The organism is Nitrosomonas sp. Nm58 (genome assembly GCF_900107335.1).
Classification (GTDB): Bacteria; Pseudomonadota; Gammaproteobacteria; order Burkholderiales; family Nitrosomonadaceae; genus Nitrosomonas.
Window position 1 is genome coordinate 30,980 of record NZ_FNPQ01000012.1, and the last position, 26,444, is coordinate 57,423.

Annotated in this window: 27 protein-coding genes and 4 tRNA genes; 11 read left to right on the forward strand and 20 right to left on the reverse strand. The window is 47.1% G+C overall.

Annotated elements, in window-relative coordinates:
* The first annotated feature begins 73 nt into the window (after window positions 1–73).
* From gnd to BLW34_RS06560, 8 genes are all read left to right on the forward strand, one after another.
* On the forward strand, window positions 74–982 hold the full coding sequence (gnd, locus tag BLW34_RS06525) for a phosphogluconate dehydrogenase (NAD(+)-dependent, decarboxylating) (protein ID WP_090577218.1): 909 nt from the start codon (window positions 74–76) through the stop codon (window positions 980–982).
* Between the two features lies 1 nt (window position 983).
* Complete coding sequence (zwf, locus tag BLW34_RS06530; RefSeq protein ID WP_090577221.1) at window positions 984–2,474, forward strand: glucose-6-phosphate dehydrogenase; 1,491 nt, start codon at window positions 984–986, stop codon at window positions 2,472–2,474.
* 666 nt (window positions 2,475–3,140) lie between these two features.
* The gene (locus BLW34_RS06535) at window positions 3,141–4,007 is read left to right on the forward strand and encodes a pirin family protein (RefSeq protein ID WP_090577316.1); all 867 of its coding nucleotides are present in this window, start codon (window positions 3,141–3,143) and stop codon (window positions 4,005–4,007) included.
* 70 nt (window positions 4,008–4,077) lie between these two features.
* The gene (locus tag BLW34_RS06540) at window positions 4,078–4,215 is read left to right on the forward strand and encodes a hypothetical protein (RefSeq protein ID WP_218138797.1); all 138 of its coding nucleotides are present in this window, start codon (window positions 4,078–4,080) and stop codon (window positions 4,213–4,215) included.
* A gap of 106 nt (window positions 4,216–4,321) precedes the next feature.
* Window positions 4,322–4,948: an isochorismate family cysteine hydrolase YcaC gene (gene ycaC / locus BLW34_RS06545; protein ID WP_090542863.1), complete on the forward strand. Its 627-nt coding sequence runs from the start codon at window positions 4,322–4,324 to the stop codon at window positions 4,946–4,948.
* Between the two features lie 194 nt (window positions 4,949–5,142).
* Window positions 5,143–5,706, forward strand: coding sequence for an NADPH-dependent FMN reductase (locus BLW34_RS06550; RefSeq protein ID WP_090577224.1), 564 nt, complete (start codon window positions 5,143–5,145; stop codon window positions 5,704–5,706).
* Between the two features lie 208 nt (window positions 5,707–5,914).
* A tRNA-Arg gene (locus tag BLW34_RS06555) sits at window positions 5,915–5,991 on the forward strand.
* Window positions 5,992–6,242: 251 nt separating this feature from the next.
* Entirely contained in the window at window positions 6,243–7,007 is a 765-nt protein-coding gene (locus tag BLW34_RS06560; RefSeq protein WP_256203648.1) for a phosphorylase family protein, read from the forward strand.
* Between the two features lie 750 nt (window positions 7,008–7,757).
* On the opposite strand, the gene BLW34_RS06565 is transcribed toward BLW34_RS06560, so the two are convergent.
* From BLW34_RS06565 to BLW34_RS06595, 7 genes are all read right to left on the reverse strand, one after another.
* A complete protein-coding gene (locus BLW34_RS06565) occupies window positions 7,758–8,189 on the reverse strand; it encodes a hypothetical protein (protein ID WP_090577230.1) in 432 nt (143 codons plus the stop codon).
* A gap of 286 nt (window positions 8,190–8,475) precedes the next feature.
* A tRNA-Leu gene (locus BLW34_RS06570) sits at window positions 8,476–8,564 on the reverse strand.
* A gap of 295 nt (window positions 8,565–8,859) precedes the next feature.
* Window positions 8,860–9,258 (reverse strand): hypothetical protein, encoded by a 399-nt coding sequence (locus BLW34_RS06575; protein WP_090543319.1) that lies wholly within the window; start codon window positions 9,256–9,258, stop codon window positions 8,860–8,862.
* 148 nt (window positions 9,259–9,406) lie between these two features.
* Entirely contained in the window at window positions 9,407–9,874 is a 468-nt protein-coding gene (locus BLW34_RS06580) for a hypothetical protein (protein WP_090577234.1), read from the reverse strand.
* 175 nt (window positions 9,875–10,049) lie between these two features.
* Window positions 10,050–10,123: transfer RNA gene (locus tag BLW34_RS06585), tRNA-Cys, on the reverse strand.
* A gap of 102 nt (window positions 10,124–10,225) precedes the next feature.
* Window positions 10,226–10,300: transfer RNA gene (locus BLW34_RS06590), tRNA-Gly, on the reverse strand.
* 133 nt (window positions 10,301–10,433) lie between these two features.
* Window positions 10,434–11,114: an alpha/beta hydrolase gene (locus BLW34_RS06595; RefSeq protein WP_090577319.1), complete on the reverse strand. Its 681-nt coding sequence runs from the start codon at window positions 11,112–11,114 to the stop codon at window positions 10,434–10,436.
* Window positions 11,115–11,190: 76 nt separating this feature from the next.
* Here BLW34_RS06595 and BLW34_RS06600 point away from each other — a divergent pair, with 76 nt between their 5' ends.
* Complete coding sequence (locus tag BLW34_RS06600) at window positions 11,191–12,288, forward strand: transglutaminase-like domain-containing protein (RefSeq protein ID WP_090577237.1); 1,098 nt, start codon at window positions 11,191–11,193, stop codon at window positions 12,286–12,288.
* Between the two features lie 105 nt (window positions 12,289–12,393).
* Here BLW34_RS06600 and fdxA read toward each other — a convergent pair whose 3' ends face one another.
* Window positions 12,394–12,717 (reverse strand): ferredoxin FdxA, encoded by a 324-nt coding sequence (gene fdxA / locus BLW34_RS06605; protein ID WP_090543313.1) that lies wholly within the window; start codon window positions 12,715–12,717, stop codon window positions 12,394–12,396.
* Between the two features lie 331 nt (window positions 12,718–13,048).
* On the opposite strand from fdxA, the gene xth reads away from it, so the two are divergent.
* Together xth and BLW34_RS06615 are read left to right on the forward strand one after the other, a co-directional pair.
* A complete protein-coding gene (gene xth / locus BLW34_RS06610) occupies window positions 13,049–13,831 on the forward strand; it encodes an exodeoxyribonuclease III (RefSeq protein ID WP_090543311.1) in 783 nt (260 codons plus the stop codon).
* A gap of 266 nt (window positions 13,832–14,097) precedes the next feature.
* Complete coding sequence (locus BLW34_RS06615) at window positions 14,098–14,694, forward strand: cytochrome P460 family protein (RefSeq protein ID WP_090543309.1); 597 nt, start codon at window positions 14,098–14,100, stop codon at window positions 14,692–14,694.
* 359 nt (window positions 14,695–15,053) lie between these two features.
* Here BLW34_RS06615 and BLW34_RS06620 read toward each other — a convergent pair whose 3' ends face one another.
* The 12 genes from BLW34_RS06620 to BLW34_RS06670 form a co-directional block, all read right to left on the reverse strand.
* Window positions 15,054–15,434, reverse strand: a complete 381-nt coding sequence (locus tag BLW34_RS06620; RefSeq protein WP_090577240.1) for a VOC family protein — start codon at window positions 15,432–15,434, stop codon at window positions 15,054–15,056.
* A gap of 267 nt (window positions 15,435–15,701) precedes the next feature.
* Window positions 15,702–16,217 carry a class I SAM-dependent methyltransferase gene (locus tag BLW34_RS06625; protein WP_256203643.1) on the reverse strand — a complete coding sequence of 172 codons (516 nt, stop codon included), beginning with the start codon at window positions 16,215–16,217 and terminating at the stop codon, window positions 15,702–15,704.
* Window positions 16,218–16,390: 173 nt separating this feature from the next.
* Window positions 16,391–17,389 carry a hypothetical protein gene (locus tag BLW34_RS06630; protein ID WP_090577245.1) on the reverse strand — a complete coding sequence of 333 codons (999 nt, stop codon included), beginning with the start codon at window positions 17,387–17,389 and terminating at the stop codon, window positions 16,391–16,393.
* A 205-nt stretch (window positions 17,390–17,594) separates the two neighbouring features.
* On the reverse strand, window positions 17,595–18,242 hold the full coding sequence (locus BLW34_RS06635; RefSeq protein WP_090577247.1) for a DUF2959 domain-containing protein: 648 nt from the start codon (window positions 18,240–18,242) through the stop codon (window positions 17,595–17,597).
* A 39-nt stretch (window positions 18,243–18,281) separates the two neighbouring features.
* Window positions 18,282–19,253 (reverse strand): hypothetical protein, encoded by a 972-nt coding sequence (locus BLW34_RS16830; protein ID WP_256203644.1) that lies wholly within the window; start codon window positions 19,251–19,253, stop codon window positions 18,282–18,284.
* Between the two features lie 12 nt (window positions 19,254–19,265).
* A complete protein-coding gene (locus tag BLW34_RS16835; protein WP_256203645.1) occupies window positions 19,266–20,267 on the reverse strand; it encodes a diacylglycerol/lipid kinase family protein in 1,002 nt (333 codons plus the stop codon).
* On the reverse strand, window positions 20,242–21,465 hold the full coding sequence (locus tag BLW34_RS06645; protein ID WP_090577250.1) for a CDP-alcohol phosphatidyltransferase family protein: 1,224 nt from the start codon (window positions 21,463–21,465) through the stop codon (window positions 20,242–20,244). The genes BLW34_RS16835 and BLW34_RS06645 overlap by 26 nt, the downstream gene beginning before the upstream one ends.
* 38 nt (window positions 21,466–21,503) lie before the next feature.
* Window positions 21,504–22,568 carry an LPS export ABC transporter permease LptG gene (gene lptG / locus BLW34_RS06650; protein ID WP_090577253.1) on the reverse strand — a complete coding sequence of 355 codons (1,065 nt, stop codon included), beginning with the start codon at window positions 22,566–22,568 and terminating at the stop codon, window positions 21,504–21,506.
* Window positions 22,565–23,641: an LPS export ABC transporter permease LptF gene (gene lptF, locus BLW34_RS06655; protein ID WP_090577256.1), complete on the reverse strand. Its 1,077-nt coding sequence runs from the start codon at window positions 23,639–23,641 to the stop codon at window positions 22,565–22,567. The genes lptG and lptF overlap by 4 nt, the downstream gene beginning before the upstream one ends.
* Window positions 23,642–23,727: 86 nt before the next feature.
* Entirely contained in the window at window positions 23,728–24,303 is a 576-nt protein-coding gene (locus tag BLW34_RS06660) for a hypothetical protein (RefSeq protein WP_090577259.1), read from the reverse strand.
* A gap of 98 nt (window positions 24,304–24,401) precedes the next feature.
* Complete coding sequence (locus BLW34_RS06665) at window positions 24,402–25,556, reverse strand: N-acetyltransferase (RefSeq protein WP_177165975.1); 1,155 nt, start codon at window positions 25,554–25,556, stop codon at window positions 24,402–24,404.
* A 240-nt stretch (window positions 25,557–25,796) separates the two neighbouring features.
* On the reverse strand, window positions 25,797–26,270 hold the full coding sequence (locus BLW34_RS06670) for a hypothetical protein (protein ID WP_256203646.1): 474 nt from the start codon (window positions 26,268–26,270) through the stop codon (window positions 25,797–25,799).
* Window positions 26,271–26,444: the final 174 nt, after the last annotated feature.

Consider the following 26,444-nt stretch of genomic DNA (forward strand, 5'->3'; position numbering starts at 1 on the left):
CTATGTGCGAGGGTCGCATGCGAACTGCCTACCGGGTTGGCGGCTTGATCAAATCCTACTAGAGGAGGGAAGCATGGAATTCGGCATCGTGGGTTTGGGACGGATGGGTGGCAACATGGCGCGCCGTCTTGCCCGACAAGGCATAAAAATCGCAGTAATGAACCGCACCTTCGACGTGACCGAAGCATTGGTCAAGGAAACCGGACATACGGCCTGTGTAAACTATCCGAGTCTGGTTGCTGCGCTCGAAGCACCGCGCATCGTATGGTTGATGCTGCCAGCCGGTGAAGCGACCGAAACGGCGTTATCCACGGTGCTGCCCTTGTTGTCGCCCGGTGATTTGATCGTGGATGGCGCGAATGCGCACTACAAGGATGATATGCCGCACGCTGCACACTGTGCGCAATTTGGCGTCGAATTCGTCGATGCCGGGGTGTCGGGCGGGGTATGGGGAATGGAAAACGGTTATTGCATCATGTTTGGCGGATCGGACGCTGCGGCGGCACGCTTACAGCCGTACCTGCAGGCGCTTGCACCCACGCCGACGAGCGGCTGGCTGCATACCGGTCCGGTCGGTTCGGGGCATTATGTGAAGATGGTTCACAATGGCATCGAGTACGGCATGATGCAGGCCTTTGCCGAGGGTTTTGCATTGATGCAGGATAAATCCGGTTTTAATCTTGACCTCGCGGCGATCTCCGAGCTATGGCGACACGGCAGCGTGGTGCGCTCGTGGCTGCTTGATCTGTCCGCTGAGTTCCTGGCGGAGGATCAGACGCTCGCTGCGATTCAGCCATTTGTGACTGACTCGGGTGAAGGCCGCTGGACGGCGCTTGCTGCGGTCGAACAGGGTATTCCGGCACCAGTCATGACGCTCGCGCTGGCGATGCGTTTCGCCACGCAAGGTAAGAACGACTATGCCGCGAAACTGTTGGCCAAAATGCGGCAGGGTTTCGGCGGTCATGCGGTCAAGGAGCATTGAGATGAATGACTCGAAGGAGCGCCAATCCGGGGATTTGCCGTGCTCATTCGTGATTTTCGGCGCAACCGGCAATCTCGCTTCGAATAAGCTGCTGCCAGCGCTGTTTCATCTGGAGGTGGCCGCGCGGTTGGCGGAAAACCTCTCCATTGTTGCTTTCTCGCGCCGCGGCTGGACGCTCGAAAGCTGGCGTGAACACATACGCAACATGCTGGATAATAAAGTTAAGCACAAGCTGGAAGGTGCGGTGTTCGAACGCTTCCTGGCTCGGTTCCGCTACCAGCAGGGCGATCTCAATGAGGTGGAATCATACCGCGCGCTAGCAGCCAACCTACCGCCCGAATCAGCGTGCTCGCGTACGGTGTTCTACCTGGCAATTAAACCATCGGAGTTTGCCGCGGTGATCCAGAACCTCGAAGCGGTCGGGCTCAATAAGCCGCGTGGCATGAACCGAGTGGTGATCGAAAAACCGTTCGGTGAAGACCTCGAATCTGCACAGGTGTTGAATCGTCTGTTGCACCAGTATTTCGATGAGGAGCAGGTCTACCGCATCGACCATTTCCTCGGCAAGGAAACAGTGCAGAACCTGCTCGTGTTCCGCTTCGCCAACACACTGATTGAGCCGTTGTGGAACCGCAATTTCATCGACCATGTGCAGATCACGGTGGCTGAGTCGATCGGCATCGAAAAGCGCGCCGATTACTACGATCGTGCCGGCGCGCTGCGCGACATGCTGCAGAACCACCTCATGCAGCTGATGACCGTAGTGGCGATGGAGCCCCCGCCCGCACTCGAGGCTGATGCGCTGCGCGACGAAAAGGTCAAGGTATTGCGCTCAATCCGCCCCATTACCAAGCGCGCCGTCCATGCTCACGCAGTGCGCGCACAATATGCGCGTGGCAGCATCGACGGACAGGCAGTGGTGGGTTACCAACAGGAGGAGAATGTCGAGGATAATTCTCTCACCGAGACTTTTGTTGCCGTCAAGTTTTACATCGACAACTGGCGCTGGCAGGGTGTGCCGTTCTATCTGCGCACAGGCAAAAGACTGGCGAAGCAGACTTCGATGATCGCGATCCGCTTCAAGCATCCGCCGCGGCTGCTTTTTCGCGAGACACCGCTGGAATCCATCGCGCCGAACTGGGTGCTGCTGTCGATCCAGCCCGAGAAATCGATGCGCATGGAAATTCACGTTAAGCAGCCGGGGCTCGATATGGACACGCGGGTGATGCAGATGAACGCGAGTTTCCTTAAAACTGACGAGCAGGCGCTTGATGCTTATGAAACCCTATTGCTCGACGTGATCGAGGGCGACCGCTCACTGTTCATTCGCTTTGACGAGGTGGAATGGGCGTGGCGGGTTGTCGATCCCATTTTGAAGCATTGGCTGGTCGAACGCGAATTTATTCCTGCCTATGCGGCCGGAAGCTGGGGTCCGGCAGAGGCCAATCGCCTGTTTGACAGCGACGACCAGACTTGGCGCAACGAGCTGTGAGTGCTTGAGATATAGCTTGCGGCATCAGAAAACTGGATATTTTCGAAGCGATTATGGCGATATGCGTTGGTTCTTCGACTATCCCGAAACCGTCAGTGAAAAGAACCTGGAACACATTAACCCGAATATTTCATAAATTTGGGTTAAGTGCTTGAATGGCGGCGTTGCGGTGTCGCATGGCTTTCCAAGGTGAATATTTTGTCGACCGGTTAACGGCAAGCATGCCGCGGAACACGGCCCGACAGCGCCTGCATGATGCAAGGATGCGGCCATGATCACGCTCATGGGCATGACGGCAGCTATCTTACTGGCTGGGCCTTGACGGGCAATAGGAGCAACTCAGCTTTAACAATCCGTGGGATATCGGCCCCGCGCTGGCCTCTTTCATTCACGCATCTAAAATCTTTGCCTTGCACTGTGGAGCAAGGCCACCGCGCATGATGCATGCTGTCACGCCCTGTACGGACAATCATCTGAAAGCAATTCCCAAAACCCATCATGATTGATGAAAAAAGCAACGAGCTATCTGATTGGGATCCTGCATTGATCGTTTATCGTTCTTCATATAGAACAATGATGACTGATTATGCGATCTATTCAGATGACTATTCTGCCTGTACACTGGTTTTTATCCAAATATCGGATAAACACTGTAAGGAGATGACGATGAAAACGATTCTAGGTGTTTATGATGCACCCCCTCTCCATTGGGTGGGCGATGGCTTTCCGGTGCGATCGCTATTTTCTTATCGCAACCATGGAAAATTACTGAGCCCGTTTTTGCTGCTGGATTATGCGGGTCCGGCTGATTTTACGCCAACTGAGCAACCGCGTGGCGTAGGGCAGCATCCACATCGTGGTTTTGAAACAGTTACCATTGTTTACCATGGTGAAGTGGCGCATCGGGATTCAACCGGTCAGGGCGGGGTGATTGGCCCCGGCGACGTGCAATGGATGACTGCAGGCTCCGGCATTCTGCACGAAGAATTTCATTCCGAGCCATTTACACGTTCGGGCGGCCGGCTTGAGATGGTGCAGCTATGGGTCAATCTGCCTGCCAAGGACAAAATGACTGCACCGCATTACCAGGCAATCCTCAAAACAGATATTCCAGTGGTCATGCTACCTGATGAAGCGGGTATCGTGCGCGTAATTGCAGGAAATTACCTAGGCCATGCAGGATCTGCGCGCACGTTCACACCCATGAATGTTTGGGACTTGCGCCTGCATCGTGGAAAGTCAGCCGAGTTATCGTTACCAGAGGATTGGCGTGCGGCGCTCATCGTTTTGCATGGGGCGGTATCGGTCAATGGGGAATCACAAGTGAAAGCCGCGCAAATAGGGTTGCTCGATCGCATCGGCAAAACGCTATCGCTCGCAGCTCAGGAGAATGTGGTAGCGCTTCTGCTCAGCGGCGAGCCCATCGACGAGCCAGTTGTTGGGCAAGGTCCTTTCGTCATGAATAGTCAGGCTGAAATTGACCAGGCAATCGCGGATTTTAATAGCGGGCATTTCGGGCAGTTGTCCCATTAGGCTTTTCCCTGCCAGCCATTTAGTTGGCAGGGTATCAATCTGTACATTCAATTTATAGGAGATAGAGCGATTGAGCGCGCCAGTTAATTTCAATGGAACAATACCTGCTATCGAGCCAAGTGATGCAGTAATGTTGTTGATCGACCATCAAAGTGGCTTGTTTCAGGTAGTTAAAGATATTCCGCTTCTTGAGCTGCGGCCAATGTAGCCGCTCCGGCGTTACCAGAAAGCTCAGCAAGTAGCTAGAGAGGGAGAATTGATAGATTCTCAGCGTTGATGTTGTCTTTTTTTGCATAACATAAAGGAGTAATAAAATGGGCAATTCATACAATCGCCTCGATAAAAATAACGCGTTGGTTGCACTGGTCGATCACCAGGCTGGCTTGCTGTCGCTGGTACGTGATTTCGAGCCGGATAGATTCAAGAATAACGTATTGGCTTTAGCTGATTTAGCCAAGTATTTTAAATTACCGACCATTCTGACCACCAGTTTTGAGGATGGTCCAAATGGCCCGCTGGTACCTGAGCTTAAGCAAATTTTCCCGGATGCGCCCTACATCGCCCGTCCTGGACAAATTAATGCCTGGGACAATGAAGATTTTGTTAAAGCGGTCAAGCAAACGGGTAGAAAGCAATTAATTATCGCCGGCGTCGTTACCGAAGTTTGTGTGGCATTTCCTGTGCTTTCCGCTTTGGAAGAAGGTTTTGAGGTATTTGTTGTGACGGATGCCTCAGGTACTTTCAATGAGGTTACGCGCGAGGCTGCCTGGAGCCGAATGGCAGAAGCAGGCGCACAGTTGATGAGCTGGTTTGCAATAGCCTGTGAACTGCACCGTGACTGGCGAAATGACGTCGAGGGTCTCGGAACGCTGTTTTCCAATCATATTCCCGATTACCGTAATCTTTTCACTGCTTATACTGCAATCAAAGCGAGTAAGTGAATGAATTGAGAATAGCCGGGAGCAGTGGCTGAGCCTGCGCTCAGCCACAAAGGCTGTTTTCTATGAAATAAATTATGAAAGCGTCTCGCGGTCACGATAAGGATTATCGGCGATAGGCTGGCTATGGAACGTTTAGTGCAGGATTGCCCTGATTATGACCCAGCGGGTCGATAAGATAACGAAGGAGTTGAATAATGGTGAAGTCCAATGAAATCAATGTGCTGGGGATTTCTGGCAGCTTGCGGGAAGGCTCTTATAATACCGCAGCCCTGCGGGAGGCGGTACATCTTGCGCCTGCGGAGATGCATATTGCCATAGCGGATATCTCGGAAATCCCGTTGTATAATGAAGATATCTACGCTAAGGGATTTCCCGCGCCAGTGGAACGCTTGCGCGAGCAAATACGGGCTGCCGATGCGCTGCTTTTTGTGACACCAGAATATAACTACTCCATGTCCGGCGTACTCAAAAATGTGATTGATTGGGTATCGCGCCCACCAGAGCAGCCTTTTTCTGGCAAGCCTGCTGCTGTAATGGGCGCTAGCCCCGGCCGCTTTGGCACGGCGCGTGCTCAATATCATTTGCGGCAAAGTGTGGTGTTCCTGGATGTACGATTACTTAACCGGCCAGAAGTAATGATTAGCAATGCGCAGAATGCTTTTGATCAGAATGGCAGATTGATTGACGAATCAACGCGCGAGCATATCCGGGGGTTGCTCAAGGCGCTTCACGACTGGACGCTCATGCTGAAGCGGTAATTTTATGCGTTAACCTAGATTCTTCGGATGGGTGGGGTTGGAGTGTTCGGTGTTACGGGCGCAGGGCAAGGTGCATAGTTGCTGCCCGATGGCCGGTCAAGCTTAGAAAAACTTTAATTTCTTGCTGAGCAAGATGCTTGCTATAATATTTTTTCTAAGAGAGATGGTAATTGCTTAAAACTCAAGTATAGCTATTTGAGAAAAGACGGCGCCCGTAGCTCAGTTGGATAGAGTACTTGGCTTCGAACCAAGTGGTCGTGGGTTCAAATCCTGCCGGGCGCGCCAATTAATTCTTTTAGAATGCTCCTGTTATATTCATACTTAATGTTGTTTTAAACAGACGTTTTTTATCGTTCAGCAGCGAGTCTGACTAAACATCCGGCTATGCGTTTGTTTTTATTTAGTAAAATAATGCTCATTCTTTATATGCCAGTTGAGGTGCCCGCTAACCCGGATTGCTCATGTTTTCCTGTTCTCTTCGCGTCTGATTCCAGGCAATAATTCCACGGATGCCGAAGCTTTCTCTAATTATGGCGATGGAAGCCGAAGCGCAAGGCTTGGTTGACGCTTTGACTTTGAAGCCATTTGTGCCGCGCCCGTTTTATGAACGCTTGCCGCTGAAGTTTTATCGTGGCATTTATCGAGATCGCCCGACGGCCTCCCTTGAACTCACTATCACCGTCCCCGGGAAAGATCCCCGCTATCAGGTCGATAGCATCGGCACGGAACCGGCGGCGGTTGCTGCATTCGCAACTGTGGCGGAATTTCATCCTGATATTTTGGTGAGTGCTGGCACTGCCGGCAGCTTTGCTAAACACGGCGCTTCCATAGGAAAGGTTTACTTGAGCGAGTCGGCCTTTTACTTTCATGACCATCGCATTCCACTTCCCGGCTGGGACAAGTTCGGGAAAGGTGCTTATCCGTCACTCGATGTCCGTCTCCTAGCGCGTGAGCTCGGTCTTTCGCTCGGTAATATTTCCAGCGGTAACGCTCTTGATTTTACTGATCAGGATCTAGCGGCGATCGCGGCTCACGGCGCGATTCTTAAGGAAATGGAAGCTGCTGCCGTTGCCTGGGTGGGGTACATCACCGGTACGCCGGTGTTCGCAATCAAATCAGTCACCGACCTTATCGATACTCACCCTGACTCGCCAAGTGAATTCGAAAAAAACTTCGCTACTGCCGTCACCAGCTTGACTGACAAAACTCTGGCGATTATCGATGCGCTTGCGTGCGACTGGCAGTATTTGCTCGGACAAACACTCACTGCCGCAGGATATCAATTCAAGCGCTGTAAATAAACACCTTCCATGACTCCTCATATCTTAGTCTATGCTATGCTCGTAAGAACTGACATGATTCGATAGAATTCACCAACCTAGTAGATCGTTTCAGTAAAATATATGCAAATAAATCGCTTGACCTAATCTTATAGAATCCATATTTTAATCAATTGCTTGTCAGTTAGACAAGCTCACCGAGAACAGTGAATGTTTTGCTGAAACGATCTGCTAGTTAAGAGATAATTTATCTTAACTGGAGATTGGGGAATGATTACGAGAAATAAATATTTGAAGAAGTTTAAGTTGAATGCTATCGTTTGGTACTTGATCAGGGTTACCCAAGAATAGAAGCTGGGAGGAGTCTGAATACAAATGCCAAGGTCAAGGTCAAGATAGGATAGCAAATCGATTTAAAAACGGCTTTCCAGTTTGAAAGCGGCATAACTCATTACTTTTGGCTAGTGCTTATTCGCCCCAGATAGAGCGATTTCAACAATACCTCATTCGTCGGGAATAAGTCTCGATTCTTGATAATCTTGCGGGAGCCTGCTCTATTCGGGCCTTTTTGCACCAAGAAGGTAAGGGTGCATTGTCGAAATGCAGTAAATTACGAGTGTCTATTGAAATTGACTCACACACAATGACTCGCATCAAAAGATTTCATTAATTATATGATTTCTTCCCAGGAATTCAGGTAAGAAATCACCAAGGAAAGTATATTTACCTTGGTAGCTTCCTCGTATTTAAATGGATGATGCCATAATATGATTATGGCATTAAGTGCTCTTCTTCCTTTTTTGCTTCATTTCCTTCTGCTGGTTTTTCATTATCTCCCTCATTAGCCAATTTGCTGCCGACATAGCTTCCAACTGCACCACCTACTAAAGCCGGCATGACCGATTGAAGGAATGATGGATTTCCAGCTGGTGCGTTAGGTGTTGATGTTGGTGTTGGTGTTGGTGTAGATGCACTTGAGCCGGTTGCAGGTAATGGCGCAGGTTTGCTATGCGCTGTATCCTGTGCTTGTGCTGAAGTTGAATGATTCGATGTATCAGTTCTCTTTTGTTGTGTGGTGGCAGGCTGAGAACTGCTTTGCTTGGAAGTAAATGCACCTTTTGATACGCTGCTTTTGCCTCCTTTTGCATAAAGACTATTAGCCAGCATCATGGAAACCAAAATAGCAAAAAGTAATCTTCTCATTGTAAATGCTCTTATTCCTTAAAATAGCGTTCTAATATATATAGATGCAGATTGAAGTAGTAAACGTTGGTGGGTTTGCAAAATAAAAAGCCCCAAACATTACCAGTGCTTAGAGCTTGACAATTTGTTAGTATCAAATTTTGATCTTAGCAGATACCAATTAATATACCAACAAGTTTGCTGGCAGTTATTAGTGGTTAATGGACTATAGCAGATATTAAACAGCCAGCTAATCCTTGAATATTAAAGATTCATGGAAGATTCTGGATTTCTTTGAATGTTAAGTTGGTGCCCGGAGCCGGAATCGAACCGGCACGGACGTTAAGGTCCGAGGGATTTTAAGTCCCTTGTGTCTACCAATTTCACCATCCGGGCAATCAGATCTAGAAATTACTTTCTCTTTTCTATCAATATCTTAGTATTGTAGATAATATCACTAACAAGTGTAATTATATCGCGAAATAGCACCATTGAGCATTAATTATTGTGAGAGGATTGTGAATCCATTTGGAATAAAATAATGCTGATTATCACTCATTTCAATGGGGGGATATGCTTGTAATTAGCCTATATTGTTATTGTATTTGAAGAAAGTATTTTCTTCTGAATTGTCAAAAATATGGATATACCTGATTAGATTGAAGCTTGGCCATACGTTCTGTGCAGATAATTAGAAAATTTTGATCATGTTTAGAGTAGTGCCGGCAGGGAATCTGCAGGAATAGTTAACGCCATCAACGCAAGATATGATAGTTGCGGTGGGATTAGGATTATTGCTATTGAAATCAGCTCTTATATTTAGACTGATATCCATAGCGCTTGCTCCTGCAATAGTAGCAAATGTAGCAGTATTTCCAATTCGTGTGCCGCTTAAGGCCATCCAGGTAGTATCTGGGTCTGGGTCAATGATTGCTGCGATCATCTGACTTGTATTTGCATTTTCATGCAGGGTTACATAATTAGTGACAGAACCATTAATACTAATCATGTATATACCGTCAAATTGACCTGCTGCCTGCGATGTGATTGAAAATAGTGAAAGCAAAACAAATAAATACAACTTCTTCATTTCATTGATCTCTCTTCAGATTTAGATAAGTCATTATATCGTTACGATGCGGGATGTGATTATGCTATTTGCAATATCATTTTATACGTTTTATCAATCAGCTACTACTGATCAATACTGCAAATAGAATCCTTTGTTTACACAGGATCTAGGATACCCTCGATATTGGATGGAGGATTATCAATAGGAATGCCCATTCTTTCTTTGCAATGGTAAACAAATGCGAGATGAGAGCAAGTTCTAGCTTGGCTGTTCCAGGTGCTACTTCCTTTAGACGTACATCTCTATATTTAGCGAAATCAGCAGACTTTAGTGAAGATAGGCTACGTTTGGAAAGCCGGTGTTTAATCCACATAGTGATTTGCTCTAGTTCTCTGCTAATTCCTTTCTTGCTGGGTGTTACTTCATTCCTGTAACGAATAAGGGCTTCTGCAAGTGTGGTATTTTCGGCACCGCTAGGATTTATAAAAATGCCCTTGTCCATGTCTGACTCAATATTACGAATCCAGATATAAGCATCTTTCTGGGCAATAAAGAATTTGGAAATGGTTGGATGTCTTTTACGTCTTATTTGAGTATTCCATTTACCTGAAGCTGGCTTGCGAACTGTTGCCATATTTCACCTCGCTATGAATGAGGTGTGAATAGCAAAGAGTTGAGGAGTTCCTAATTCAGATAACTAACTGATATTTAACCTGGATTAAATCGTGAAAACGTTGGTACACACATATTTTAAGCCCCTTGTGTCTGCCAATTTCATCATCCGGACAATCAAAATATGCTGCATTTTCTGGAGGCGGGGGTCGGAATCGAACCGGCGTAGACGGCTTTGCAGGCCGCTGCATAACCACTCTGCCACCCCGCCATTTATTTCTATGATCAGAATGTGGTCTGTATCGTACCACCACAATGAATAATGCGATATTGATTTTTTAACCGCTGGCTATAAAAATCTAATTTATCTAGATGGAGCGGGAAACGAGGCTCGAACTCGCGACCCCAACCTTGGCAAGGTTGTGCTCTACCACTGAGCTATTCCCGCAAGCTAGAGTTTTACGTACTTAAGAACAACACAATTCAGAAACAAAGAATGGATTATAAAGATGCTGTTTATTTTGTCAAGAAACGTATCAATCCAGTTTCTGGAAATCAGTATCGTTTTACGGTTCGGTTTGTCATAGCAAAACATCCTGTAACCATTTGCTGATATCGACCAATTCCTCAGCACACACAGAATGTTCCATTGGATACTCATGCCATTTGACTTGGTAGCCAGCCTCCAGTAACTGCTGCCTGGAAGCTTTTGCCAAGTGGATTGGGATGATGGGATCATGGCTCCCGTGAGCCATAAATATAGAGGTGGGCGTATTAGCCGTATGTGCTTCCTTTACGAGGGTATGCGCTAACGGTAGATAGCTTGATAATGCCATAATCCCCGCTAATTTGTCTGGATGACGAAGACCAACCTGCAAAGCCATGACACCTCCTTGAGAAAATCCAGCCAGCACAATATTTGCAGAGGGAATTCCGCGCTGATTTTCTCGTTTAATCATTGCCATGATCGCTTGCTGGGAGCTGCGAATCCCTGCTTCATCTTCATGATGATCCAGGTTTATATTTTTGATGTCGTACCACGCACGCATGACAAGCCCTCCATTGATGCTTACTGATTGTTTAGGTGCATGAGGGAAAATAAAACGTATCGTGGTTTCGGGTGGCAGTTCAAGTTCTTGTATAATCGGCACAAAATCGTTGCCATCAGCGCCGAGGCCATGCATCCACAAAATAGTATGAGTTGGATGTTCGTCTGATTCTATTTCAATTGCAGGTAGAAAATCTGATGAAAGGATAGGCATGGTTGAGGTTAGATTGACTTGATTAGGCAATAGGATTAGATTTGCAAAAATTTTATACTGGATACAGGAGATGTGCATGAAACGAAGGGATTTTATCAAACTGATCGGTGCAGGTGCTACCTTGCTTCCCACTGCGCCATCAATTTTTGCGCAAACCACGAGCCCTACCAAATGGCGCAGTTATCGCTTGTCATATCAAGTGACTTTGCCTGCAACGGGCAAAAATGCACGTCTCTGGCTGCCACTACCAGATACCAATGATACACTATACCAGTTTACACAAGGGAGTGTATGGAGTGGTAGTGCAAAATCGGCCAAGTTTTATACGCTTCCTCAAACAGATTTCCCAGCTTTCCATGCTGAATGGAATGGTAATGGTGAACGTCAAGTCACTGTGAGCAGCATCGTCAAGACCGCTGACCGGCAAGTTGATCTGCATTCTTATCATGCACCTGCCAAAGCGGTAATTCCTGACAATATCAAACGTTTCCTGCAATCAACTCAACAAATACCATTGGATGGTATTTTGCGTCAAACAGCTTCTTCAATTATCAAAGACAGCAATAAGAGCCATCCTTTGCAGAAAGCCCGGATTATTTACGATTGGGTGATCGATCATGCAAATTATGATAAGAGTGTGCGTGGCAGAGGAAAGGGTGATGTCAAGTTAGTGATGGCGAATGAAAGCCTGAGTGGAAAGTGTGCGGATATTAATGCGCTTTTCGTCGGATTGGCACGCGCTTCAGGCATTCCTGCACGACACCAATACGGTATACGGATAAACGAATCAGCTCTGAACAAGAATTTAGGTAAGTTTGGCGATATCAGTACAGCTCAACACTGTCGTGCAGAGTTTTATCTTGCTGGTCTTGGTTGGGTGCCAGCTGATCCGGCTGATGTATGTGAGGTCATCGCATTGGAAGGGCTACCTCGAAATCACGATCAAGTTAATGCTTTGAGAGAGAAATTATTTGGCGCTTGGGAAATGAACTGGGTAGCCTTCAATCATGGTGAAAATATCACCCTAGGGCAGAATAGTAATGCAGGTAAGGTGCCGTTTTTCTTGTATCCGCACGCTGAGATAGATGGACAGCAACTGGATAGCCTCGATCCGCAGGCATTTTCTTACAAGATTATTTCGGCGGCGCTTGTTGGTACTGGCGCCAAGTTGTGAAATCAATAAATAATCGATTTGCCGTCAAACTTATACTTTGAGTTCGTACGAATAATACAATACAGCGTATTAGTAAGACGGCATATGAGCGTATATAAATTTGCGCTAGCGCTCTAGCTTATCTCGTTTGTCTACAACCTTCGCCCATTCATCTGCATCTGCTGGCGCATCTTTTTTCTCGATGATAGGTTTCCAGATCTTGGATAATTCTTCATTGATTGCAATGAAACCGCGTTGATTTTCAGGGACATCGTCTTCAGCATAAATCGCTTCTACTGGACACTCGGCCACACATAATGTGCAGTCAATACATTCATCCGGGTCAATTACTAGGAAATTGGGGCCTTCGCGGAAGCAATCCACCGGGCATACATCGACACAATCAGTATATTTACATTTGATACAACTTTCAGTTACTACATAAGTCATGATGGAATTCCTTGCGTGGTGCTTATAAGAATCAGAATTCTAAATTTTATCAGAAATTAAGGGTACTCTACTACTCTATCAGCAGCCTTCTCATCAAGAAAATCAAAGTAAGACTATAAAAATACATTACCTTAATGCTTCGAAAGTAAATCTCCAGTAATTTCCAATATAGATAGCCATTAAATTTACTCATACTTACTAATATCCATTCTGTGCTAAATTTGGCAAATTACTGAATTGAATGAATTATATGCGGGCCATCGTGGCGAACTGCCTATAGAAGATACGATGTGCTTTGCAGAAACTTTTTGAATAATAAAAATTACCTACTATGAAAATTGTTACCTGGAATGTTAATTCACTAAAGGTTCGCCTTCCGCAGGTCATTAATTGGCTAGAGATCAATCAACCAGATGTATTATGCTTGCAGGAAACCAAACTGCAGGATGAGTTCTTCCCAGCCGCTGAAATCGCGGCGATTGGTTATCAATCCATTTATACCGGACAGAAAACGTTTAATGGTGTTGCACTGTTGAGCAAGCAAAACGGAATTGATGCTGTCAGAGCTATTCCCAATTTGGATGACTTGCAGAAGCGAATCATCGCTGCGACCTATGGCGATGTACGCGTGATCTGTGCGTATGTGCCCAATGGGGAAAATATTGAATCGGATAAATATCAATATAAATTAAAATGGCTGGCAGCACTGAATCAATGGCTCGGCAAGGAATTAGAGCGGTATCCGCGATTAGCTTTGCTTGGAGATTTTAATATTGCTCCGGAAGATCGGGATGTGCATGATCCTGACTTGTGGAAAGATCAAGTGCTTTGCAGTGAGCCCGAGAGAAATGCCTTTCGGGAATTATTGAACCTTGGTCTTGTTGATAGCTTTCGTTTATTTGATCAGCCGGAGAAGTCGTATACCTGGTGGGATTACCGCATGCTCGCTTTCCGCCGAAACAGGGGGTTGAGAATTGACCATATTATGCTCAGCAATGAGCTAGCCAGTATCTGTAAAAGCTGTGTCATAGATAAGGAGCCCAGAAAGCTGGAGCGGCCATCTGATCACACTCCTGTTATGGTTGAAATTACCAGCAACCTGAATCAACCTTAATCTGCAACTGCCAGGACAGCTCAGTAACCGTCAGATCTGAATTAGTGCATGTTGGAGAATTGCTGCTTCGATCACGTCAATTTCACCCGATTTCAAACCTTTCAGGTTCTATCTATCAAGGATTTATGATTAACCGGGTAGGAGTGAGCTCGTCATTGACGCAAATGTAGGCGCGTAATAAACTCCGTACCTTAGCCGCCGAGGCTTAGTCCTAGCTAAAAATTGCAGACTGTAAAGATTTATTTTATCAATCAAAGGAAATTGTAATGGGTTTTAGAAAAATACTTACAACCAGCATTGTGGCCATGATGATGTCGTTTGGTGCGGGTAACCATGCTCTTGCAGCAGGAGCTGCGCACTTCAATGATAAGGGAGAATTACTCTTGCCGCAGAATTATCGTGAATGGGTCATGGTAGGCACGCAGGTTACGCCGAACGAACTAAACGAAGGCAAAGCGCCATTTACTGAAATTCGAACCGTGTATGTTGATCCAGAAAGTTATGCGCATTGGAAAAAAACGGGAGAATTCAGAGATGGCACGATGACTGTTAAGGAACTGATCAGTGTAGGGGAACGTAAAGGTCCAGGCAGTGGCAACGGCTATTTTATGGGTGATTACATTGGACTGGAAGCATCAGTCAAAGATTCGAAACGTTTTGCCAGTGAGCCGGGATACTGGGGATTCTATATTTTCTATGTGCCGGGTACTCCTCTGGTAGCGGCTGCAAAAAACCTGCCGACTCAAGAATGTGCGGAATGCCACAAAGTTAACGCCAAAGACGACCTTGTTTTTACTCAGTTCTATCCGGTTTTGCGTGCAGCCAAAGAAACTGGAGCTTCGGGTGTGCTCGCTCCAAAGTAATTGCGCAAACAAACCTTCATAGTATTAGCAACAAATCAAAATATCCGGTTTTGTAACAAATAAACTATTCGCTTTTCCACGTATTGAATTGTCATCATGATTTATTGCGTGGTCGCAGCGGCAGGTTCACGCAACAACCGTTTTTATTCTGTTTCATTTTCTTGTGCAGAGAGTCATAACTGGCAATTTTCCTTGGTCCATGGAAGATTGCCAGTTGCTAATTTAATTTTCAGAGACACCTCATCAGTAATCACGGTCGTTTCCAAAATACGACCATCATCTCAAATCGACGTATCGTTTTTCAACCAGCATCTTGTATCAGTTTATATCCGGCAGTGATATTCGTTATCAGGATGGCGCTATTGCATCGAATGCAGGCCAATCATATTGCCTTCAGTATCCGCGATCAACGCAATAAAACCATATTGACCAATAGACATCTTTTCTCGCACGATTTGCCCTCCGGAAGCAACCGCACGAGCAGCCTCAACGGCGCAGTCTGCGCACATAAAGTAGACCAATACGCAATTTCCATTCGATGGACCGTCTTTCATCTTGACCAATGCTCCGGAAGCTCCTCTTCCATCCTTTGCCATCGGAAAAGCCCACAACTCTATTTCTGCTCCAGGGGGACTATTTAGGCGTTCCAGCTTGACCTCGAAGACAGATTCATAAAAGCGCTTAGCCCGATCGATATCTTTTACATAGATTTCAAACCATCCGACTGGATTATTGTTCATTTGAATATCTCCTGAAAATGCAAGGCATTTATAACCACATGAATAAGCACAGGATTCCTGATTTTTATGAGCTACCGATGCTGTCTGTTGCTGAGTTCTTTGTTTAGACTACTTAAGATGGTATAGGATGGCAACTAAAAAGTGAGAAAGTGAGGTGCTCGACAGCCGTTGCCAGTTTGACAAAAAGTCGCTGTCTCGCGGTAATGCGCTCAGATATCCATTCAGCGTATTTTTGGTAAACCGTTGTATCAGAATGAATCCTGCAAGTCAGGTTTTCTGCGCGACGATAGCATAGCGCCCTTTGTCACGCCCTGTCGTGGGTAAGTTCATGAATTCCCCAATCACTATTCGACAGCCCAAGCCATGAAGCATACGTGTAGTCTCCTCTGGTGTATTGGAGTCGTAGAAAAATTCCTGTCCAAACATGTGATCTGTAAATGGCGGATGCGCAGAGCCGCCAACCGTAAGCATGATCTTTCCGCTTTTTGGCAAATGTTCAACAACCCTGTGCAGTATTGTGGCGTGCATTGAGCGGTCAATGTGAAACAGCGAATCCCAGATGATGGCAGCATGGAAATCGTCACTGAATTGGTGCTGCTCAATGGAAGAGAGCACCCACTGTTCGTCGGGGAAGCGTGCCCTGGCTAGTTGGATGAGTTCCTCAGCTTGGTCAATACCGAGTACCCTGTGACCTTTAGAAATAACATACTCTGCCATCGGACGCCCAGTACCACAGCCGATATCCATCACCAAAGCATTATCCGGCAAATCGGACAGCAGCACATCGAGATAGTTTTTCTCTCGCCCGTAGAATTCTTTACGGGCTTCATCCCATTGACTGGCAATCTTATTGTATGAATCGCGGTTTATATTTGATCAATAGACATCTTTTCTCGCGTTATTTGCCTTCCAGAAGTAACCGCACGAGCGCCCCGAACTGTAACGAATTATGTTTTCTATACGAAAGAAGACAGTTTGTTAGAGACGACGCCAATTAGTAAAGCCCCAAATATTGACAAACCAGCCTTTACATAAACACGCCAATTACTTCTCCAGAACTCTTCGATTAGGTTTTTATCACCCCGGTTTAGATCGAGGTACGAAATCTCCGTATAGCTGTCTATTGTCTCCTCAAGAGTTTTAAAAGTTGACCACGCGAGCCACATTAGAATGTGGAATCCACCCACGAAAACTATAGCGAATCTTAGCAATTCTTCTGTAGTTGTTTTGCCGACTATGAGGCTTGGCAGTGCAGACAGCGCAAAGTAAATGGTTGCGATACCAATTGAGACTCGACCAATTTGTGGCAGGGTGTGTGAGTGACGTTGGAGCCAGCGGGCAGATTTTCTCTCCGGAGACTTATAGCAACCTTTAATCCACTCGTCAAATGCTTCTAAGAAGGCTCTGGCGATTACATAGTCAGCATACTCAACCTTCACTTCAGCAGTATGCCCAGTCATGAATCCATAAATTCTGCCGCGAATGAAGAGTGGCGTCTCTTCTTGAAGTTGCCGCATTATTGCAACACGAGAGGACAGCCTGATTGTTACTGCATATTCCTGTGGGCGAGTTAGGCCAGGGAGCAGAATTGAAAAATTGTATTTAAGGACGACACTTACTGTTGGGCTGGCAGTGTTCGAGTTATAAGCATGAAACCGTTCAAAGGAAGTGAACTGTTCCTTTCTTTCCTTTTCATGGAACACAGTTACAATTTCATTTGAGGCAACAATTTCATGGACGTCACATAACTGCCTCATTTTGTGATGAAGTTGCTGAATTTCATTAAATGATACCAAAAGATTTTCGGAGTACCGCTTGCGGATTTCCTCGGTCCTTCCCGTAACTTGGTGATAGACATCTTGGTATACCTTAAGCGAGACCATTGACTCGCCGCGTTCACCATTTACGCGTACAACATTTTCACCTTCATCTGCGTGCTCTATCAGTTCGCCCATTGGGCCCTCCATGCTTACAAGAAAACATAATTAAAATTAGGCTTGAGAGATGATGACGCAATAAAATACGTCAGAAATAATGCCAGATTACGGTAGGTCTCACGGATATCTCCTTGTTTTTTAACAATAGGATAATCTGGTGTTCAAACGAACAAATCCTATTAGATTTACGAGTTTCTTGTCTGAATCTTGGAATTTACCAGTATCACTTCTTCTCCATAGTGCTGATAAACGCATTGGCCTCATTGATCGATCTCTCCATCGAGGAAATCAGCGAGGATACGTCAGACTGGAGTGTGCCCAGTTCACCTTTCAGCGAAGCAATCGCTTGTGCGTTAAGGTTGTGCTTGAGGAACATCACTTGGTCCTTGAATACCGTCAGCACGGGCTTGATTTTGGTTTCGGCATTTTTCATGGTGGTGATGAGTTGCTGGTAGTGCGCCCGGGTGGCGATCAATTTATGCTGGCTGCTGCGTTTGAGTGAAGCGTTTGAGTACTGAGCGATTTCTTGTTCCCATTCGGTGAACAGCGCTTCGGAGACATCTTCGATGGCGCTGATGCGATCACTGACTTCATCCGCTTTGGCGGCACTGGCTTCATATTCGCTATTCAGTTTGTTGTAGACCGCTTCCAGGTCACCGCCTTTGAAATTGGTCACGGCAGTGAATTGCTCGAGCGCTGACTTGAACTGTTCTTTGGTTTCCTCCTGGGTGTCGCGTGCTTTCTCGACCCGGTGTACCAGCACGTCGCGTTTGGGAATGCCGATTTTTTCGAGGCCGCCGTAGTATAGGGTGGAGCAGGCGGCGAGGAAAAGTAGTAACGAAATAACGAAAAAACGGGATAAATAATTCATAAAGTTCTCCGGAAAAGAATCAGTTATTGAACAGCATAATCAACGCAGCACACCCCGCCGCAGCAATTGCCACATGACTTTGAAGCCCCAAAGGATGGGATGGCGTCGCAGCATGGGGGTGATTTCAACACGGATGCCGCTATGGCGTTCGATTTTCCAGGCAGCGTAGTTGAGGTAGTCGTGAAATGTCAATGTGGCTTTACTCAAACGTAGAATCGAGAGGATTCGCCCCTGCCAGCGCCTTAACCGCCAGTGAAGGCGGGCACGCCGATTGTCCGATGACGTGGCATGGCAATGGTAATGCCCATCGGGTTGTAGGGTGAGCAGGCCGTTTAGAGCAGGCAGGGCCGCGGCAGTCAGGCGTGCATAATTATCCAGGCTGATCTGGCTCAGGTGACGGGCGCGCGTTTTCCGTTCAGCGCGCAACTCTGCGGCGTAGGTCAACATTAGACCTTGCGTCCAGATTTCTTCGGTATCCAGTACGCGTGCCTCAAGCGCTAACAGGCTGGATTTTAGGAATTTCACGACCGCTTGTGCCATGGCCACATTGACGCGCTGACGGATAAGGTCATTCTGCGCATAAAGCAGCCGTGCCGGCTGGGCGAAGCGCGCCCAGAGATAGGGATGAAACCAGAATTGATTGCCATACTCGAAATCGTCGGTTGAGAGGACGGCATACTTGGCGCGGAAGGTTTTTCCCTGCTGGGTGACTTCCAGATAAAACACATTGGGCGGCAGCCAGGCATTCAGGTAGGCCAGATAACGTTCCGGGTAGGCGTTGCGGTAATCGTTGATCAACACATAAAAATCAGCGATACCTTCGGTCAGATTGCTCGTGTGCAGGCAGGAGCCATACAGGACGACGGCATCCAGCGAGGCGCCGAAGTGCTGTCTGATAGCATCGACCAGATGTCCGAAATCGGGTGAAACCACCTGAGTATTTTGCAAAGCGATGGCTTCTACCAACGGTGCGGGCACTTGCTTAACAGGAGGTAATTTGTTTTCTTTCATTGTTAGCCCAAATTACAGTACGAGAAAAGTGATGGGGCCGCTGGCCGTTATACGTAATGGACCATGTTGGCGCGAGGCATAAAACAGCTCGCCATCCACGATATATTCATCCTCCAGTGATAATTCCAGCATCTGGGTATTGTAGCTGACATAGCCGTGTTCTTTTTTGAGGCTGTGGCCATGCCCTGCAATCAGCGGCCAAATCGAATACCAGAATTTTCTGCTATGCTGCCGCACAAAGGTCACATGCAGGGGCGCTGATTCTTGCCCCCAGTAAGGACGTATGCCCATCAATAGCTGTTCCAGCGCGCTGACCAGCACTAATAAGTAGTTTTCTTGATGCTTTACACCCGCTTCGTCTACGGTAGTGATTTGCGCCGGCGCCCATTCGGGTTGTGGGCGTCCGAGAAACGTACCTAATAAAGAGCGTAAGACGACGAGTGCGGTAAAAATATTGCCGGTAATGCCTGTTTGTTTGATGCGACTGCGGGAGAATCTGACTCCGCGCGCAATCATCCCGAGCCCAAAAAACATGCCATAGACTTTCTCGCGTCCTGTTTGCTCAATGCATAATACCGGTCGTTCAACGAGTAAGAGTGCTGGTCGTGGAGCAGGTTGTTGCAGATAATGCTTTAATCTTTGCAGGATATGATCAGGTTTGTCGCGGCTACCCAGATCCAGTGCGGTCATATTGGTGGTTCCGCCCGGGATGATGGTCAAAACCGGCCATTGATTGGGGGATAACCAGGCAAACAGACGGTTGAGTATGCCCTGAAAGGTGCCATCCCCCCCGATGATGATCAGCCAGTCAATTTTTGCCTGGATCAGTGCCTTTACGGAAGCGTCGAAGTCTGAAGCATTGATCGCTTCCCACTGGAGAATATCAGGAAGCTCGGTTAGTATTTGCTTGATCGCATGATGGCGTTTGCGTGCCTGCCCGCCCAATGGGTTGAGAATCAGCCCGATACGGGCTGTTCCCGTTTCCAGGCTATGGATTCGTGAGGGTGCTACCATTTTTCTCGGCAAGCGGGACGCGGGTAAATACTCTGACGGCCAGTTGTTGTCTGTCCTGGATCGGGTCGATCGCTTCCATCCATGAAGTCAATGATCCCTGCTGGCGCCGGGTTTGCCAGGCAACAATTACTCGCCATGCCAGGAAAAGTGTGGAGATCACATGCCAGCCAACAATCAGTAAGAAGCCGATATCTGGCCGATCAGCCAGCCAGCTGAGTGTCATCAGAATCAAATTGGGATTGCGTCGTGCGGTTATCAGGCGATTGAACGAATCGATCTGTTGCCAGATGAACATCACAAAGGGGGCAAGCCAGAATTCAAATAATCCTTCGCAGAGACGTCCGCCGACATAGCTGGCAAACATCAACCAGGCTAATAATTCCAGATTCGCCAGCGGCACTGCGGTTGTTGCTAGTCCTGCCCCCCAGGCAAGGTACCATAACGGCGGATGAACAAGGTCCAAGCCATGGTCCATCACGTCGCCCAAGCGACTCGAGGTGAGTGTGACGCGTGCCAGCTTGCCATCCACGGTATCCAGAAAGGTCATCAGCCATCCCATGATCAAGCCGCTTGCATAATAGCCATACCAGAAAGCGATCCCTGCGAAAACGGCCAATATCAGGCTAAGCAGCGTCACTTGATTGGGTGTTACCTTCCATCGCACACAGAGGTGCGTTGCCCAAAATGCGGGTACTGGCCATAGCCACTTGGTGACCAGATCGGTTACGCCTTTGTAGGAGCCTGCAAACAGCTCCCATTCAAGCGCTTTGCGATTGGCTACGCTGATCGGCAGTACGTAGGGTGATTCTTTTTTCTTCAGATTCTGCTGGACACCCGTTTGCAAGTCTTTGAGGGTGTATTGCTTCATCCCGGAGATCGCTGAGGTGTTGGTGCCGCGTAAGGCTTCGAGCAGGGCCGGTACGTTTTTTCCTTCAGTGCGTATGGCAACCGGCGCGCTGCTTTGATTACACAGCACGATGTCTTCTTGCAGATTGCTCAAAGCAGCGATTACTCGGGCATCAAACAGATGGTCAGCACGCAGCAATAGCGCAGGCGCGTCTTCTGGAATGTCTGTTAAGTTGTCAGCCAGACGGGTTTGTTTGAGGGACGTGGCCAAACGTTGCAGTCGTTCGCGACCGCTCAATCCCCAGAGATTAATTTCGCTCTCGCCAAAAATATAAAGGTAAGTTGTCGACATGAAAAAATGATTCGAGTGTACGCGAGAATTAAAAAAGGTCAAAAAATTCGCCGCAGCCAGAGAACGGCCAAGGTAATGAAGGTTAAGCTGGGAAGAATAGAGATCAGTCCCACGTTCAAATGTAGCAGCAAACCAGCATTAGCAATGATTTGATCGAGCAGGTAAATACCTACTCCGATGACGGCAGCCAAAACCAGTTTACCCCCTAGTCCCTCACGAACCGAACCAAAAATTAATGGAATAGCCAGCAATATCATGGCGATGGTCATGAGTCCACCGCTTACCTTGCGCCATATGGCCATGAAATAAGCATCGGCTTTCTGACCGGTCGCTTGCAGAAATTCTGCGTGCCGTATTAATTCCACAGGAGAAAGGCTTTCAGGTGGTTTGGTCAAGGTGACAATATCTTCCGCTTTAAGAAAAGATGGCCATTCGACGGTACTGGCACTGGCCAGGGCGATATTTTTTTCTGTGAATACTCTGACAGTCACATCGTTTAATTTCCATAATGCGTTATCGGAAATATCCGCAAACTCTGCATGAGTGTGCGTGGCGAGAAAGCCCTGTTCATCAAAATGCATAATCTCGATATCAATCGCTCTGCTTCCAGGCAGCATTTCACCGATGCGTAAAATATTACGTTCATCGCGTGTCCAGATACCCAGCCCCTTTCCAAGCTCAGCAGTTTTTTTCAGCGCGATGGATCGGTATGCAATGGCTTTTTGCTGAAGCTGCGGGGCAATAGATTGTTCCATCACCGCGATAATCAGTAATAAAGATAATCCAATGCCAACGGGCACCATGCTGATCTGAATGGGTGACATGCCTGTGATGCGTAAGGCTACCAGCTCCAGATTGACAGCTAATTTACCCAGTGCGCCAACCGTACCCAGCAGAGCGATAAACGGCGCAATCTGAATAAACCGGCGTGGCATCAGCATGATAACGTACAGAAAAGCATCCCTCGTTTGGTAGGTGCCTTTGCCGACATCATCAAGTTGTTCCAATAAATCGAAGAAACTAAATAGCGGTAATAACACAATGGTAGCGATAATCATGCCCATCACTACCTGTTTAGCGATATAACGGGAAGCGGTTTTCACTGTCTTCTAAGCAATTTTTGTCTTAATCCAGGCAGAAGCAGTCCAGCGATAATGAAAAGCAGCAGATATAGCCACCATATGCCGGGTATAGCGGCGACTACCTGTTGTTCTACCCACGTTTGGGCCAGGCCGCTGAGATTATAGTAGATAGCAAACACGATAGCAGCAACCAGAAAGGTTTTGTCGCTTTTGCTTTGACGTGGCGCAACGCGTGTAAATGAGACAGCGATCAAAGCCAGCAGAATGGTCGCAACTGGGCGAGAAAGCCGCCACTGAAGCTCAGCAATATCATGAGGCCGTTCTGATTCCCACAACATGCGTGTTGATGCAGCTTTGCGCCGATGCCACTTTACTTGGTCGTTTTCAGTGAAATAGGTCATTTTTTCGTATTGAATCGCACTGTCTTTACCTTCTGGGTGGGCAAGGCGATAAATATAGCCATTAAACAATTCGGTATGCGGCCGCTGCTCCAGCGATATCTGTTGTTGTTGAACAGCTTCTTTCGCAACGATAATCTCGCTGATGCCTGCTTTCTTGGTAAAGTGGAATACTTCTTCCATGCGCGTGCCGGAATCATCCTTGGCTTGCACGAAAATCACCCGGCCGCTTTTTTCACTGCCATAAAAACGTCCTGCCTGGAAGCGGCTGGCATTCAATTCAGCTTCAGCTTGCGCATCAAGAATGTAAGTTTCTGCATATGCCCAGGGGCGGACATAAAGTGAGAGTGCACCACTGATGATGCCAACAGGAACGGCAATCATCAATACTGTATAGAGAATGCGGTAGTCGCTGAATCCGACAGAGCGAAATATGTTCATCTCCTGATCCCTGCTCAGTCTGCTCAGCCCATAAATGACTGCAGCATAGAATGAGATAGGAATCAACACTTCCAGAGCGATGATCGTTTTTAGCATTACCAACTGCAACATGACGACCATGCCAAGTGTCTCGGTGACGGCGCTGGTCAGCAACCGAGCAGTACTGAAGCTAACGAACAACCCAACAAGAATGCTGATGACTGCAAAAAAAGGCAAAAGCAGCTCGCGTGTGATGTACTTCTCAATGATTTTCATTAAATCAGATTATTTTTGTTCGACTTATGCATTGATCTGGCGTGGATCAGGGGACACATAATGCAGCAACCCAGCCTTGGCAGCATTTAGTATTTTTCTAAATGCGATTCTACCAGCAACCAGTCGTTTACCTTGTTGACATCAATCCCTACCTGGGGAAAGGGTAAGGTAATCGCTTGCCCACGCACGCCTGTTTTAGTTGAAATATTTTTCAGTGCTTGAGCTTGTATCAAATATCCGAACAAATAGCTCAATACTGCTTTCCAGCCGAGTGCCTGGGCAATTAAACAAGAGCGCTTGTGTTGTTCCTTGGCTCGTCGCCAGAATGAAACCAGCTTGCGGCTATCTTCATGCACGCGTGTAAAACTCTGCTCGGCGCTGCGGCTGGGTGAATCCTGATTTTCCATCCAGATTACCTGTCCACGCTCAATATGTTTTGTTAGTTCAGAATATTTGGGCAAGAGTGCCTTGAATGGACCGCATGAGATCGTTGATTTAACCTTGTCACTCGCTGCCAACGCATTCAGCCCGCGAATGATCATCGGTTTACCACCAACCGGCACAAATGCCTTGCAGGTTGAATCGGTCTTGTTGGTAACTGGATCGTTCGGTGTGCGATTTGCTGCAAGCACTATGGCAACATATTGATCATCTTGATTCATGCGCTATCCTAGAGATAATTAGCCGGTCTGAATGTTGTACCTGAGTAGTCCTTGAAACGTATAGCAGGCAGGCCGTTGTCGTTGTTTCCGATAGTCGGCTAGAGTGTTTTTTCATAGAGCCGGTATCGTTTGTACTCCTTGCTGCCAATACTTTCGAGAATACTGCGCATTGCCTTGTTGTCTTCAAGTATCCAGGACATTTCGACTTCTTTGATTCCTCTGGCAAGCCCGGCTTGTCTCGGTGCATCGATGACCATGAAAGCCAGCGCCATGCCGAGGGGGGTGTGATGGAATTGCTTGCGTACCCCCATTAAGGGAATGCGGGCAGTACGGATTGAGTGAGATTTAAGCTGTTTGATCAGTTGAAGCCAGCCTGTTGGGAACAACTTGCCATTGAGTTGAGCAAAAATTTCATTGAGGTTGGGAAGAACCGCCATGAACGCTACCGGAACATCTTCTACTTCCGCAATCTGAATATACTCGCTTGGAACGAGCCAGCGTAAACTGTTGCCTAGCTCAGCAAATTCCGCCTGAGTAAAAGGCACAAATCCCCAGTTTTCTGACCAGGCATCGTTAAAGATATCACGCAGTATTTCCATTTCTTCACCAAATTTATCGCGGCGCAGCGTTCTCAGTTTAATTTGCTTTGAAAATTTTTGAACCACCCTGCGCATGACTTCGGGTGGTTCATAATCAACTGCAACCCAATAGGCTAGCAGATCCTTGGCTGGCCGGTAGCCGCACTGTTCCAGTAATGGACCATACCATCTGGGAGAGTGCGGCATCATGACAACCGGCGGCGTATCAAAGCCCTCTACTAAAATGCCACACTCCTGATTGATGGAAAGATTGAAAGGCCCACTTACGTGACGTGTCCCCCGCTCAGTAAGCCACCTTTCGGCGGTATGCATGAGTGCAGCAAAGACCTCGGTATCGTTGATGCATTCCAATGAGCCAAAATGACCCGTATCCGCGCCATAACGTTGTCTATGGAGTGTATCCACTTGTGCGCTGATTCTACCGATAGCCTGGTTGCCTTTATAAGCAACCCAGGCTTGCCATTCTGCATGCTCGAAGAACGGATTGAATTTGGAAAAATGCAAGCGCCGTTCCAGGCGGAGAGGAGGGACCCACATGGGATCGTTTTCGTATATTTGCCAGGGGATATCAATAAATATGCCCATTCCACGATAAGACGTGACGGGGTGGACATAAATACGCTCATTTTTCCGCTGATCTATTTGTTCACTCATGGTATGCAGTGGATAGGTGGACTCATGCAGTATTGCAAGAATGATGAGGGACAATAAGGGCGTATTTATTTACTTGTATGGCAATGCAATTGCCCAGAATGCCAGATGATGTTTGCATGCGATAAGGAAAACGGGGCAAGAAATCAGCAAACTTACCACTAAAATCTGATTGTTATCTGGGACGTACTTGGTTCAGGTAATCAATTTGGTGCCCAAGTTTGATAGCGCACTTGTTTATCCTTAACGTTTGAACTGATTAGTATACGCCAACAGGTCAGCTACAAGCTGATGAAAGACCTGTTTTGGGTCGTGCTCTACTTCAGCTGATGACGTTGCGCCAGTCTGTGTTTCATCAATTACGCCATTCATACGACAAAAATCGTAGAATTTATTCCAAGCAATGTTGTAGTCACGTAGCTGATCTTGCGGAATAAAGCCCTTCAGAACCTCAAAAGCTTCTCGCATGATGGGTAATCTTGTGCGTAAGTGGGATGCGAGATCTTCCGGCCAGCGAGTGGGATGAGGATACAAGCCAGCAAGCTCTGTCCTGAAGGTGGCGTCATAATAATCCACTGCATCAGCTCGCCGTCGGCGATTAATAATTTCGACAGCAATGGCAAAAACAATGATTGCACCAAGTAAGGCAAATGGCCACAGCACTGCTTCCTTGAAATACATATTTATTTGATCTATAACACCAATAGTATTTTCCAAAATTTCCTCGACTTTTAACGTAATGTTAAGTTAGAAGTTATAAATACAAACTAAGCAATCAATTTTACTATGCGGATTAGTAACCGATATTGCCATAGGTTAGCACTCGGATCAATATAACGTAATTCGATAAGCCACTGTTTGAATTAAGGTGTATACAAATAATAATAATAG

Excerpts from the sequence above, each read along its gene's own strand:
- gnd (WP_090577218.1), top strand. The coding sequence starts at position 74 with ATGGAATTCGGCATCGTGGGTTTGGGACGGATGGGTGGCAACATGGCG.
- zwf (WP_090577221.1), top strand. The coding sequence starts at position 984 with ATGAATGACTCGAAGGAGCGCCAATCCGGGGATTTGCCGTGCTCATTC.
- BLW34_RS06535 (WP_090577316.1), top strand. The coding sequence starts at position 3,141 with ATGAAAACGATTCTAGGTGTTTATGATGCACCCCCTCTCCATTGGGTG.
- ycaC (WP_090542863.1), top strand. The coding sequence starts at position 4,322 with ATGGGCAATTCATACAATCGCCTCGATAAAAATAACGCGTTGGTTGCA.
- BLW34_RS06550 (WP_090577224.1), top strand. The coding sequence starts at position 5,143 with ATGGTGAAGTCCAATGAAATCAATGTGCTGGGGATTTCTGGCAGCTTG.
- BLW34_RS06560 (WP_256203648.1), top strand. The coding sequence starts at position 6,243 with ATGGAAGCCGAAGCGCAAGGCTTGGTTGACGCTTTGACTTTGAAGCCA.
- BLW34_RS06565 (WP_090577230.1), bottom strand. The coding sequence starts at position 8,189 with ATGAGAAGATTACTTTTTGCTATTTTGGTTTCCATGATGCTGGCTAAT.
- BLW34_RS06575 (WP_090543319.1), bottom strand. The coding sequence starts at position 9,258 with ATGAAGAAGTTGTATTTATTTGTTTTGCTTTCACTATTTTCAATCACA.
- BLW34_RS06580 (WP_090577234.1), bottom strand. The coding sequence starts at position 9,874 with ATGGCAACAGTTCGCAAGCCAGCTTCAGGTAAATGGAATACTCAAATA.
- BLW34_RS06595 (WP_090577319.1), bottom strand. The coding sequence starts at position 11,114 with ATGCCTATCCTTTCATCAGATTTTCTACCTGCAATTGAAATAGAATCA.
- BLW34_RS06600 (WP_090577237.1), top strand. The coding sequence starts at position 11,191 with ATGAAACGAAGGGATTTTATCAAACTGATCGGTGCAGGTGCTACCTTG.
- fdxA (WP_090543313.1), bottom strand. The coding sequence starts at position 12,717 with ATGACTTATGTAGTAACTGAAAGTTGTATCAAATGTAAATATACTGAT.
- xth (WP_090543311.1), top strand. The coding sequence starts at position 13,049 with ATGAAAATTGTTACCTGGAATGTTAATTCACTAAAGGTTCGCCTTCCG.
- BLW34_RS06615 (WP_090543309.1), top strand. The coding sequence starts at position 14,098 with ATGGGTTTTAGAAAAATACTTACAACCAGCATTGTGGCCATGATGATG.
- BLW34_RS06620 (WP_090577240.1), bottom strand. The coding sequence starts at position 15,434 with ATGAACAATAATCCAGTCGGATGGTTTGAAATCTATGTAAAAGATATC.
- BLW34_RS06630 (WP_090577245.1), bottom strand. The coding sequence starts at position 17,389 with ATGGGCGAACTGATAGAGCACGCAGATGAAGGTGAAAATGTTGTACGC.
- BLW34_RS06635 (WP_090577247.1), bottom strand. The coding sequence starts at position 18,242 with ATGAATTATTTATCCCGTTTTTTCGTTATTTCGTTACTACTTTTCCTC.
- BLW34_RS16830 (WP_256203644.1), bottom strand. The coding sequence starts at position 19,253 with ATGAAAGAAAACAAATTACCTCCTGTTAAGCAAGTGCCCGCACCGTTG.
- BLW34_RS16835 (WP_256203645.1), bottom strand. The coding sequence starts at position 20,267 with ATGGTAGCACCCTCACGAATCCATAGCCTGGAAACGGGAACAGCCCGT.
- BLW34_RS06645 (WP_090577250.1), bottom strand. The coding sequence starts at position 21,465 with ATGTCGACAACTTACCTTTATATTTTTGGCGAGAGCGAAATTAATCTC.
- lptF (WP_090577256.1), bottom strand. The coding sequence starts at position 23,641 with ATGAAAATCATTGAGAAGTACATCACACGCGAGCTGCTTTTGCCTTTT.
- BLW34_RS06660 (WP_090577259.1), bottom strand. The coding sequence starts at position 24,303 with ATGAATCAAGATGATCAATATGTTGCCATAGTGCTTGCAGCAAATCGC.
- BLW34_RS06665 (WP_177165975.1), bottom strand. The coding sequence starts at position 25,556 with ATGAGTGAACAAATAGATCAGCGGAAAAATGAGCGTATTTATGTCCAC.